The organism is Novosphingobium sp. KN65.2, assembly GCF_001368935.1.
GTDB classification, from domain to species: Bacteria; Pseudomonadota; Alphaproteobacteria; order Sphingomonadales; family Sphingomonadaceae; genus Novosphingobium; species Novosphingobium mathurense.
Window position 1 is genome coordinate 1 of record NZ_CCBH010000056.1, and the last position, 11,989, is coordinate 11,989.

General features: G+C 63.0%; 9 protein-coding genes. All 9 read right to left on the minus strand.

Going from position 1 to position 11,989, the window contains the following annotated elements:
• The coding region (locus SPHV1_RS01895; RefSeq protein ID WP_231634399.1) for a M3 family metallopeptidase at positions 1–1,253 on the minus strand (1,253 nt) is incomplete at its 3' end.
• 42 nt (positions 1,254–1,295) lie between these two features.
• Entirely contained in the window at positions 1,296–2,186 is an 891-nt protein-coding gene (locus SPHV1_RS01900; RefSeq protein WP_054944420.1) for a hypothetical protein, read from the minus strand.
• Positions 2,186–2,509 carry a thioredoxin gene (trxA, locus tag SPHV1_RS01905; RefSeq protein WP_054944421.1) on the minus strand — a complete coding sequence of 108 codons (324 nt, stop codon included), beginning with the start codon at positions 2,507–2,509 and terminating at the stop codon, positions 2,186–2,188. Before trxA ends, SPHV1_RS01900 begins: the two co-directional genes overlap by 1 nt.
• A gap of 41 nt (positions 2,510–2,550) precedes the next feature.
• Entirely contained in the window at positions 2,551–4,011 is a 1,461-nt protein-coding gene (locus SPHV1_RS01910) for a TldD/PmbA family protein (protein ID WP_054944422.1), read from the minus strand.
• Complete coding sequence (locus SPHV1_RS01915; protein ID WP_054944423.1) at positions 4,008–5,357, minus strand: TldD/PmbA family protein; 1,350 nt, start codon at positions 5,355–5,357, stop codon at positions 4,008–4,010. Before SPHV1_RS01915 ends, SPHV1_RS01910 begins: the two co-directional genes overlap by 4 nt.
• A complete protein-coding gene (locus SPHV1_RS01920; RefSeq protein ID WP_231634401.1) occupies positions 5,354–7,150 on the minus strand; it encodes an ABC transporter ATP-binding protein/permease in 1,797 nt (598 codons plus the stop codon). The genes SPHV1_RS01915 and SPHV1_RS01920 overlap by 4 nt, the downstream gene beginning before the upstream one ends.
• Positions 7,151–7,165: 15 nt before the next feature.
• Positions 7,166–9,496: a TonB-dependent siderophore receptor gene (locus SPHV1_RS01925; protein WP_197277610.1), complete on the minus strand. Its 2,331-nt coding sequence runs from the start codon at positions 9,494–9,496 to the stop codon at positions 7,166–7,168.
• A gap of 298 nt (positions 9,497–9,794) precedes the next feature.
• Entirely contained in the window at positions 9,795–10,715 is a 921-nt protein-coding gene (locus tag SPHV1_RS01930) for a LysR family transcriptional regulator (RefSeq protein ID WP_231634403.1), read from the minus strand.
• A gap of 157 nt (positions 10,716–10,872) precedes the next feature.
• Positions 10,873–11,859, minus strand: a complete 987-nt coding sequence (locus SPHV1_RS01935) for a DUF2891 domain-containing protein (protein ID WP_197277611.1) — start codon at positions 11,857–11,859, stop codon at positions 10,873–10,875.
• Between the last annotated feature and the right edge of the window lie 130 nt (positions 11,860–11,989).

The following is an 11,989-nucleotide window of genomic DNA, read 5'->3' on the forward strand; positions in this document are numbered from 1 at the left end:
CCGCCCCGCTTTCCGGGGCGGGAATGGAGATCGAGATAGACCCCGGCGAACACTTCGCCATCTTCGTCGGTCACATCGTAATAGCAGGCATCGGGATGATAGACGGCTAGGTCCCGTCGCTCGACCATGCGGATCCCGAACAGTCGGTCGAGCAGATCCTGCCAGCCGGTAATGACATTTTCGACCGGGAAATAGGCGCGCACTTCCTGTTCGTCGACGGCATACCGCGATTTGCGGAGCCGCTCCGATACGAAGGCGACGTCCCACGGCTGCAGATCGCCGATTCCGAGGTGTTCGGCAGCATAGGACGCAAGGGCAGCGAACTCCCGCTCTGCCGCGGGTTTCGCACGGCGCCCCAGATCGCGCAGGAAAGCCAGAACGTCCCCTGCCCCGGAAGCCATCTTCGTGGCCAGAGACCATGCAACCGGATCGGCAAAGCCCAGCAGAGCAGCCGCTTCGCGACGCAAAGCCAGGATGCCGGCGATCCGTTCGGAGTTGTCGAACTGACCGGCATGGGGCCCCCGGTCCGATGCCCGCGTTCCGGAAGCCGTATACACGCGCTCACGAAGGGCCCGGTCCTCGGCAAAGGACAGGATCGCATTCACGCTCGGCATCTGCAGCGTCACGACCCACCCTGCCTGGCCCCGCGCCCTGGCATTCTCAGCGAACATCGCCTTGTCGGAATCGGAGAGTCCGGCGAGCAGCGATTCATCCACGACATGCTCGAACCAGGCATCCGTCGCGTCGAGAACGGCATTGCCGAACGCCGTGGTCAGGCTGGACAGTTCCACTGAGATCGCGGCGAAACGTTCGCGCTTCTCGGGATCGAGGGCCACACCGGAAAGCCGGAAATCGCGGATCATATGTTCCACTGCGGTGCGATCGGCATCGGGCAATCCGGCGAATTCGCTCGTCCTCGAAAGCCCGACGAGTACCTCGTAGAGGGCCCCGTTCTGCATCATCTGCAGATGGTTCCGGACCAGCCGGGCCTGCCCGGCAGCAAAGGCGGCGCGAAGTTCGGGGCTGTCCGCCACGCCATGAAGATGCGAGACGACCGACCAGACACCCGCAATCGCGGTGCCTGCCCGCTCCAACGGCATCCACGCTTCGGCAAAGGTGACCGGCTCGTTCTCAACCAGGCTGCGCACGACCGCCTGATGGTCAGCGATCACCTGATTGAGCGCGGTCTCGATCTGATCGGGCCTGATTTCGGCGAAGCGCGGCAGGTCCAGCGTCTTCAGCAACGGGTTCATCGTCATCCAATCCGGGTTGGGGCGTTTCGCCTGCGGACCTTGTCAGTCCGCGTTCTCGCGGGGCAGAACGGCTTTGGGTGCCTGTTCGATAAGCTCGATGATCTTCCACCCGACAGTCCGGTAGTGGTCCCCGAGCTTCCCGAAATGTTCGAGCCGTTTCCGGAAGCCGCGCGCCAGTTCCGGGTCGTCGTGATCGAGCAGCGCAAGCACCCGGTCCAGACCTTCCAGTTCGGCCATGCGCCCATCGGCCTCCGCCTGCTCCCGGATCTTGAAGACGCGGCTTTCGTGCGCCTGCGTCCAACCGATGGTATCCATCATCTGCTGGATCTCCAGACGGCCACAGGCGCCGAGCGTGTCGTGCAGCACGCTGCGCATCGTCGCGGGCCAGGCCGCGGCTTCGACGATCAGACTGGCCAGGTGCGGCAGCGCGTCATCGACAATAGCGTCGCTCGCGGCGACGGCGGCCATGCGTATCGCCTTCCATTCCTTGCGGTCGGGGACCTCGCCGCCGATCACGCGCTGGTGCAGCGCCAGCACTTCGCGCCTGCATCTTTCCACTTCGCCATATCGGCCCGTCAGAGCGACGACATCCGGACTCGCGAGGAGCGAGACCAGCACCTGCGGCACGATCCGGGAGAGATCGACCCCGACAGGGGTGCGCTCCAGCAGGGCGCCAACGAATTCCTCGGCATCCGGCAGGACCTTGAATGCGTTGACGATCATTTCCAACGCGGTCGCGAATGCGATGGGGTAACCGTACCGTTCGGCAAAGGCCTGCTTGTCGTCGGCTTCGACAAGCGCGCCGATGATATTGGCCTTGCCGTCCGCCCATGCGGGGAAGAACACAAAGGTCCCTGCCGCGATGTGGCTGCGCAGCCGGGCGAGTGCCTGCGCCTTGACCGCAGGATCGCCCAGAAATGCGACGTCGGCCATTACTGGCCCCCCACATTGGCTTCGACGAAGGCGTCCAGACGGCTACGGGAAATCGTGCCGACGGTGCGGGCCTTCTCTTCGCCATCCCTGACAACCATGAGCAGCGGAATCCCGCGCACGCCGAACCGCGTCGCCAGCGCCGGATTGGCCTCGATATCGACCTTCACGACTTCCATTTCTTCGGCGTATTCCTCGGCCAGCTCGTCCAGCGTCGGAGCCAGCGCCTTGCATGGCGCGCACCAGGGCGCCCAGAAATCGACGAGTACAGGCTTGTCGTTCTTCATGACGATGTCGTCGAAATCCTGCTCAGTAGCGTTACGCATGATCGCTGTTCCTTTTGGAAAAAATGAAGATGTGGAGGCCATCAACCGGCCTGTCCGCCGACCATCATACGGTCGATGCGGAGGGTCGGCTGGCCGACACTGACGCTGAGCGTCTGTCCCTGCTTGCCGCAGGTCGCCATGCCGGTGTCGAAAGCGAGGTCGTTGCCAACCATGGAGATATGACGGAGCGCCTCATTGCCAACGCCGATCAGGGTCGCCCCGCGCACAGGTGCGACGAGCTTGCCCTTTTCAACGAGCCAGGCCTCGATCGTCGTGAAGTTGAAGCGCCCGGTGACGATGTCGACCTGCCCGCCATCGAATTCGGTCGCGTAGATACCGCGATCGATCGAGGCAATGATATCGGCCGGATCGTCCTGCCCGTTTGCCAGAAACGTATTGGTCATGCGCGGCATCGGCAGATGCGCATAGGACTGGCGACGGCCATTTCCGGTCGAGCGGGCATTCATCAGACCGGCATTGACACGATCGTGCATCAAACCGGTCAGGACGCCATCCTCCACAAGGACCGTGCGATCCGGCGTGGTGCCCTCGTCATCCACACCGAGCGAACCGAGCCGTCCGGCGATCCCGCCATCGTCGATCACGGTGACGCCGGACGCTGCAATCCTTTCCCCGACTTTACCGTCGAAGGCGGAGAGATGCTTGCGATGATGGTCGCTTTCCAGTCCGTGCCCGACCGCTTCATGAAAGAGCACACCGGGATAGCCCGGCCCCAGAACCACTGGCATTTCGCCAACCGGCGCCGGGATTGCGTCGAGGTTGTTGATGGCCATGCGCACAGCGGTTGCGACCATCGTTTCAACCGAGACGGCATCGAAGCCGCGCTGACCCGCGCGTCTCCCCAGACCGGCCTGTCCGCGTGCGCGGTGCCCTTCCGCTTCGGCGACGACCATGACAGACAGGATCGTCATCGGTCGCACATCGCCGGCCATTTGTCCGTCGGCATTGGCGATCAGGACCGTCGTATCCTGCGCGCGAACGTTGGCGTCGATGCGCACGATCCGTGGGTCATGCTCACGCGCGAGTTGATCGATCCGCTCCAGCATGGCGATCCACGCGGTCGCATCCTCGACCGCAACCGCGTCGATGACGGGATAGAGGTCATGGCGTCCCCCGGCAGGAGTCAATGCGATCCCCTGCGGCTGGCGCGCGGTGTCGCCATCTCGCGCCAAGGACCGCACCGCACGAACCGTATCCTGTAGCGCACCCTCACGCATGTCGGCCGAATGGGCAAAGCTGACATGGCCGCCATGCGCTGCCCGCGCACCGACACCCTGCCGCATGGCAAAGCCACCGTTGGTGACGCGGCCACCCTCCAGCCTCCAGCTGCGCAAGCTCGTTGTCTCGAAGAACAGGTCGGCCAGATCCGCACCGCCCCCTGCCAGATGGCCCAGAGCCCGGCCGATTGCCGCCTCGTCCAGCCCCGCCGAGCCGAGCAACCGCGCGCGCGCGCGGTCGATCGCAATGTCGCCGCCGTTCATGCCGTGCCTCCCACCTGCATGTCATCGATCAGGATGGACCCGGTGCGGATCGCCCCCTGTCGTTCCACATCGAGGCCCACCGCGCGAATGCCGGTCAGCATCGCGGGCATATTGCTGGCCAGCGTCACATCGGTAACGGCATGGACCACACGGCCATCCTCGACCCACAGCCCCTTGATCGCCTGGGTCCAGTTGCCGCTGGCGGGATCGGTCTTGCCGCCCTGGAACTCGGTCACGACCAGACCTGTGCCCAGCATCTCCAGCATTGCCTGCCAGTCACCGCTTGCAGCCGAACTGGTCAGGCGCAGATTGTAGAAGCCATCGGCATTGCCGGTCGATGGCATACCCAGCTTGCGCCCGGAGAAAGTCGACAGGAACAGCCCTTCGACAGCGCCCTGGCGCAGGATCGCGCGCGACGACCCGGCGATCCCCTCACTGTCGAAGCCGCCGCTGGCCAGTCCGAGCGGTTCGAACGGATCTTCGCTGAGATCGAGATGCGAGGCCGAAACGCAGCGGCCGACCGGATCGGGAAGGAAGCTCATCCGGCGATACTGGGCATGACCGGTCAAGGCGCCGGCCAGCTCGCCGACCAGCTTTGCGGCCGTGAAGGGATCGAACAGTACCGGGCATCGCCGACTGCCGATCGTACGCGCACCGAGCGCCTGGCGCGCGCGATCAGCCGCCCGCCCAACAAGGACGTCAGGTGGAAACAGCGCATCCACGCGCCGTTCCTGCGATTGGCAGAAGGCTGAAGTGCTGCCCCCTTCATCCTGCGCGAGCATGACCGACCAGCGCGCATCGTTGGAGCGCTGCACACTCCGGCAGAAGCCATCACTGGTGGCCAGAGCCCAAAGCCCTTCGGTGGCCACCGCAACACACTCCCCTGCCCGCAGCCGATTGTCACAAGCCGCAATTTCATTCGCCGCCCGGTCCAGGACCTGCGCCGCGTCCAGCAGCATGTCGGGGCTGCGCGGACTGTCGGCATAAAGTTCAGGTGCGGGCCCGGTATGGGCCAGCCCGTCCGACGCCGGCAGGTCGGCATCGACATCGGGCTGGACATGTTGCGCGATCAGCATCGCCTCTTCGACCACGCGCTCGATCGCAGCCCTGTCGAACCCTGCCGTCGATGCCGAACCCTGCCGGCTATCGTGGAATACCGTGATGCCCAGTCCCTGACTGCCGCTGCGCTCGGCCGTTTCGACCTCGCCATTACGCACCGCGATCTTGGCAATGCCTTCATGATGGACAGACGCGCGCGCCTTGGCGCCGCGCCGGGCCGCAAGGTCAACCGCCAATGACGCAGCATCGCGCAAGTCCGCCTCGCTCTGGGTCAGCAATTCACTCATGCCTTCTTCTCGATCTTCGATTTGATGGCGCGGCGATCCTGCATCAGCAGACGATGCGTGTGATAGGCAGCCAGCTTCTCGTTATGGACGACGCTGACGATGGTGCTCCCGGGCATCGCCGCCCGCACCGTCTCGTAGAAATGCGCGGCATTGTCCGCATCGAGCGCGCTCGTCGCTTCGTCCAGCACAAGCAGCGTCGGGCGTTGCAGCAGGATACGGGCCAGCGCCACGCGCTGCTGTTCACCGGGTGACAGTTCATCCTGCCACACGCGCAACTCGTGCATTTCCGCGACATGGGTGCCCAGCCGAACCTTCTCCAGCAACGCTGCGACCGTGGCATCGTCATGTTCCTCGGCACGGTCGGGAAAACAGACCGCGTCCTTCAGGGACCCGAGGGGCAAGTAGAGGCGCTGCGGCACCAACATGGCGGTACCGTGCCGCGTCATCGCGACCGAACCGGCACCATCGGGCCACAAGCCGGCAATGGCCCGCAGCAGCGTGGTCTTTCCCGCTCCGGAAGATCCCTCGATGACCCAGCGCTCTCCGTCACGGACCTTCCACTCCTCCAGCGAGAGCAGCGGCTGACCGTTCGGGCGACGCAATTCGAGGTTCTCGACATCGATCGCAATGCCTTCGCCCGCTTCTCCGGGGCGGAAAGCAATGCCGCGCGGCCTCTCATGGTCGATCGAATCGTCAAGCGCCTTGAGGCGGTTGATATTCGCAATCTGCTGGGCAAGGCCCGGATACACCTGGACAAAGTAGGACAAGGACGAACTGAACTGCGTAAAGGCATCGCGCGATGCCATGACCTGGCCGAAGCTGATCTGACCGGCGAAAAACTTGGGCACCGTCAGGAACAGCGGGATAACTCCCATGACCCGCTCGTAAATGCTGCTGCCCGCGCTCAGACCGATGTTCGCCCACATGAGCCGGTACCAGTTCCGCCGGATGTTGGCGAAGGACCCCTTGAGCCCTGCCCGCTCCATGTCCTGGGTCCGGGAAAAGGCGATCTGTTCCCCGTTTCTTCGGACATGGATGAGATTGGTGCGGAAATCGGCCTCGTAATGCTGTTCACGCATCCGGCGGCGGATAAATGGCTTGCCGATCCAGGTGATGACGACCGACCCGAAGAGCACATAGAAGATCGCAAACCAGATCAGATCACCGCCCGGAAGCGAGACCCGATAGCCAGCGACGGGTATCACCAATGGTCCCGACGTCTGGAGAAGAATGTAGCCGAAGCTGACGGCACTGATCAGGCTTCCGACAAGGCCGACCGCAATACCGACCAGGGAATTGCCCTGCGTAACGAGCGTGAAGTTCTTGATGTCCTCGGCGATACGCTGATCGGGATTGTCGATTAAGCGGAGGCGCTCGATCTCATAGAAACGGTCCCGAGCGAACCAGCGATCCATGTACCAGTTGGTAAGCCAGTTCCGCCACCGGATCGATAACGTCCAGGACACCAGATTGTTCGCCAGAACGACACCGACCTGCAGCGCCGCAATCATCAGGAACGTCATGATCAGCGTAACGAACAGGCTGGATTGCCGCTGTTCGATCGAGTCGAAGAACTCGCGCTGCCAGTGGTTCGACAGGATGAAGGTATAGACCCCGCCGAACGAAATCGCACAGTAGGCGATCAACAGGGCCCACGCCGCCTTCCAATCCTCAGACACGAAGTATCGCGTCGTCAGCCGCCATGCATGTGCGAATCGCTCGCGGGCGGGTTGGTTCGGCTGGAGGCCCGCTTCGCGGCGGGCCTCCTCGACATCGGCAGACGGCGGCATCATGACTGGCGCAACCTATCAGAACAGGCGCTTGGTGACAGTCAGGCGCACGTTACGCGGTTCGTCGACCGGGACGTAGGTGAACGCAGACGTCGTGTTGTAGTTGCGCCGATCGAAGATGTTGCGGATGCCCAGGTTGATGTCGAATCCAGCCACCGTCAGGAAGCCGTTGACGTCGATCTGGCGGGCCGCGGGAACCTGATACCGGCCCAGAACATCGGCGTAGGAACTGGATCGCCCGTAAAGACCAACGGACATGCCGCCGCTAACCGCGTCGGAAATACGGGTCCGATAGTTGGAATAGATGCTGTAGGTATCCCGTGGCTGGCGGGCAACGGTAGTTTGCGAGGCCGACTGGGTCAGCAACGAATACTTGGTTCGGGTGTAGGAGCCGAGCACCGTCCAACCGGGCAACAGCTGGCCTGAGATGTTGAGGTCAATACCGCGGCCGCGCTGTCCCGGACCGGACGTCAAGCCACCCAGGGTCGGGTTGAAGACGATGGTGTTGTCCTGCTGGATATCGAAGTAGGACGCGTTGATCGTCGCCCGCTCGCCGAACAGGTCAAGCTTGAGACCGGCTTCCTTGTTGGTCGTCTTGATGTTGGGCAGGATCACACCGCCGACGCCAGTCGTGAAGACCGCCTGCTCACCGCGGGAATACGTGGCAAAGAACGAAAGTTGCTTCGTCGCGTCGAAGACGATCCCGGTGTTGGGCGTCACGCCGCTCTTGTTGTTGGTGACCGGCGGTGGCGCGCCGGGGAACAACAGCGTAGTCGTGGATTCGAACCAGTTCTTGCGCAGGCCGCCCAGCAGCTTGACCTTCCAGAATTCCAGCAAAGCCTGGCCATAAACGCCCTCCTGCTTGCCCGCGGCGCGCAGCAGCGGAGCACCCAGGGGCGGGAAAGGCTGCACGGGAAGAGTCGTATTCTCGCCGAGCGGCGGATTGGGAATGCGGGTAAAGGTCGTGCCGCTGCGCTGCACGGTGTCTCCCCGGCTGTAGTTGTATCCCACGTTCAAGCGCAGCTTCAGAAAGTCGCTGACATTAGTCTTGATGCGCACGAAGCCGTCGATGGCATCGGAGCTTCCCTTCTGCTGCGAACCGCTGATGTCCACGACCAGATCGCCCTGACGGCTGTAGCCGACCTGAGGGACTGCCAGCCTCAGCGTGGTGTTGTCGTGCATCCCGCGAACGACCACGTCGATCCCCGGCACAAGCTCGCGTGTCGCATCGAAATAGAAGCGGTTGGTCTGCACGCGGATAGTCGCATCCGGCGAGTAGATCGGCACCGACGGGTCCCGCTCGATGAGCTGGAATGTCTTGTTGTCGAAGAGCGTATAGGCGGTGATCCCGGTGATCGCCTTCGACAGGCTGGCACCGATCACGATATCGGTACGGCTGTCCTTGAAGCGCAGCGACGGCGCGTAGAGGTAGTCCTCGTTGCCGGTATAGCCGCCGTAGTTGTGGTCCATCGTCTGTGCGCTGGCGATGATGCGGCCCGAGAGCTTCTTGTCGGCGGTGATCGCACTGTTGGCGTCAATCACGCCGCGCACCAGACCGAAGGAGCCCGTCTCGGCCGTGACGGCCAGCCGCGTCTCCGCGCTCGGCTTCTTGGTCACCACGTTGACGTTGCCGCCCAGATTGTCAAAACCGGACAGCAGCGCATCGGGGCCCTTCAATACCTCGACGCGCTCGATATTGGCGACGGGCTGGTTCGCACCGGATTGCACGCCATATTGCGATCCGCCTGACAGGCCGTTGACGAGACCGGAGGCATTGAACCCGCGAACGCTGTAGCTGGCGCCGGTGTTGGGATTGTTCACCTGCACCGAGACACCGCCTGCGTTGCGCAGGATGTCCGAGACGTCGAGCGCCTGCTGCTGCTCGATCAGCTTGGAGGAAATCACCTGCGTGTTGCGCGGCTGATCCCGCAGCCCCAGGCCGTTACGATCGGAGGTGGATGCCTGCCGGACAAGAATGCTGGTCTCAGCCTCGTCCCGCCTTGCGAATACGACGATACCGCCGATGATGTCGAAGCCACCGTTCGGGGATTGGCTGATCACAAGATTCGTACCGGCGATCGCTTCCTGAAGGGCCTGCCGTGCGGACGTGGCCCCACGAACCGGCCGGGAGGTCAGCTGCTTGATCGCATCGGGATCGAAGCTGACCTCTGCGCCCGATTGAGCGCCGATTTGCTCAAGCGCCGTGGCCATCGGCATGGCAGGAACGTTGATATCGACGTTTCGCTCGGTCTGTGCGGAAACGGGAGACGGTGCGGTCACGCCGAGGACGGCGATGACACCAAGGCTTGCGGCCCCCAGAAAACAATGTGCGTTGGCAGTTAGTTTCAACATACAACCCCCAGTACTCAAGGTCGCGCACCTTCCCCAACGCGCAACCGAAGCCGCACGCCCGAACGAACGAAACCCTGAAGTCAAAACGGATACGCCTTGTGGCGCGAAGATGCGGTTGCTTTCCAAAAAGCCATCACAACCGCAGCCGTTCTCCTGCTGACGGGCTTCCATGTCTTGGCGCAGGATGCGCCCGCAGGATTTTCCCGTCGGACCGGAAGTTATGCGGCACATTCATGACACGCAAATTCGAACTGTTCATGGAAACCATGAGCGAAATCGATGCCGATGACCAAGCCTATGGAATGGTCTGAACAAGCGAGCGATCCGCCTGTTCCTTGATCCGCTTGACGAACCAGGCCAGCATCGGATCGCGCCGGCGATGGCTTGCCCACTGCGCAACGAACATGGTCTGCTTCGTCGGGAACGGAGCGCCGATCACCCTTAGCGGCATGATCGAGGCATAGAACTGAAACAGCCAGACGCTACCCGTCGCCACCAGATCGCTGCCGATCACGATGGCCGGGAGTGTTGCCTGCGATGTCGTTCGCACCCCTATCTGGCGGGCTTTCAACAACCGGTTCCCCCGTTCATCGACGGCAAGCAGGGAAGTCGCCTCGCCGCGCGTCACGACATGGCGCGCGGCCAGATATTGCTCTTCGCTGATCTCGTAGCCGCTGCCCAACTCAGGGTGCCCGTCCCAGACCATGCACGATGCATGGTCGTTCAGGATCGCCAGCGTCTCCAGCCGATCTATGGCCGCCTCTTCCGGCAGCAACAGGAGATCGGCTCCCTCGTCCAGCGAACGCTCGGGGTCCGCCATATCGACGGGAACCATGCTGACTGCCAAGCCGGGAGCATCGGTGGACAGCCCCCGCAGAACAGGCCCCATCAGCATCTGCTCGATCGCCTCCGGAGCTGCGACGGTGATCGTCTGCCTGGCCGCCAGGGGATCGAAATCGAGCGCGTAATTGAACGTGCCCTCAACCTCCCGCATCACCCGCCGGACCTCGGTACGCAGCGCCATGCCCAGCGGCGTCAGATGCTGTTCCCCTCCCGAATGCGCAACCAGGTCGTCGCCGAAATGATCGCGCAGCCGACGCAGCGCATGACTCATCGCCGATTGGCTCAGCAACACCCGGCGTCCGGCTTCGGTCAAGGTCGGGGCGTGCAGGATCGCATCGAGTGGATAGAGCAGATTGAGGTTGAGGCGATGCATCGGCCGTTCGCCGGCATTGTTCTTCGTCTCCATCGATCGCTCGGAGCTCATCAAGACACGCCCTTCCGTAATCGCCAAGTCAGCCAGCCACCGCAGAACCGCCCATCCCGATGCCGATGCCGTTGGCTACGGTAAGGAAGCAAGCGAAGATGACAACCTAATCCAGACCCGTCAGCGCGAGCATGGCGAAGCTCGCCAGCCAATGCTCTCCCATATAGTCGCCGGCGACCTCGTCCAGAGCGACGGCAAGGTGCTCACGGGCACTGGCTTCGAGCACATCCCGCACATGACCGCCGGTGGTCCTGGCGAGTTCCCGCATGGCCCAGGCACGCGTGAGATTGAGCCCGTCCAGGTGGGCGATCCTGCCATCGCTGCGATCGCTCACGCGGGCGGGCGTCAGCAGTGTCTCCGGCGTACCGGATGCCAGCACCGGCAGAAACCCGGAGAACCAGGACGCAAATGCATCGGGTGGCAGCAGTCGCTGCATCGCCAACGCTTCCATCAGGGTCGGCGACAGGAAATCTTCACCGCCGGGTTCCCAAGCCTGCGCCGCCCGATCAGCCCCAAACCACTGGTTTGCGCGTTCCGCCATCAAAGTCTGCATTCGCCCATCGCCGCAGACCCGCGCATAGCGGTCGGCAAGTATCAACGCGAAGGCGGTGTTGGCATGGGTTCCGGCACGGACCGGGTAGCTCAGCATTGGCAGATGATCGCGCCACAATTGTGCGAATGCGTCGCAAAGCGGGCGAAGCGTCGTCGCGTGCGGACTGCCAGCAATCTCCAGTTCGCTCTGCAGCATCATCAGCCAGGCCCAGCCATAGGGTCGCTCGAACGTGCGCGCCCCCGGACGATCAAGATAGGCGCGCTCGCGCTCGACCTTGTCGGCCGTGAAGGCGTTCGCGAACAGCGCAGCGATTGCCGCCACCTCTTCGATATCCGGGTATAGACGCTGGATGCGGGCAAGAAGCCAGTAGCCGTGGACACAGCTGTGCCAATCGAAACTGCCGAAAAAGATCGGATGGATCTCACGTGGAAGGTATGCGTCGGTATCGCCGGCCATGATATGGTCCGGCTTGTGCGGATATTCCCTCGTGACATGACCGAGTGCAATGCGGGCGAAGGTTGCGGCGCGTGCAGGCGTCATCGAAATCCTCTCAAGCGCGTAAAGCAGGGGGAAGCGGGCAATCGAATCCCGAGCCTTTGCGGCGGTAATACTACGAGCGACTTGCGCTACAAAAAACCCCCCGGAAAACCCGGGGCTTTAAATGTGTGGC

Coding starts and splice junctions, on each gene's coding strand:
- SPHV1_RS01900 (WP_054944420.1), bottom strand. CDS start 2,186: ATGGCCGACGTCGCATTTCTGGGCGATCCTGCGGTCAAGGCGCAGGCA.
- trxA (WP_054944421.1), bottom strand. CDS start 2,509: ATGCGTAACGCTACTGAGCAGGATTTCGACGACATCGTCATGAAGAAC.
- SPHV1_RS01910 (WP_054944422.1), bottom strand. CDS start 4,011: ATGAACGGCGGCGACATTGCGATCGACCGCGCGCGCGCGCGGTTGCTC.
- SPHV1_RS01915 (WP_054944423.1), bottom strand. CDS start 5,357: ATGAGTGAATTGCTGACCCAGAGCGAGGCGGACTTGCGCGATGCTGCG.
- SPHV1_RS01920 (WP_231634401.1), bottom strand. CDS start 7,150: ATGATGCCGCCGTCTGCCGATGTCGAGGAGGCCCGCCGCGAAGCGGGC.
- SPHV1_RS01930 (WP_231634403.1), bottom strand. CDS start 10,715: ATGCATCGCCTCAACCTCAATCTGCTCTATCCACTCGATGCGATCCTG.
- SPHV1_RS01935 (WP_197277611.1), bottom strand. CDS start 11,859: ATGACGCCTGCACGCGCCGCAACCTTCGCCCGCATTGCACTCGGTCAT.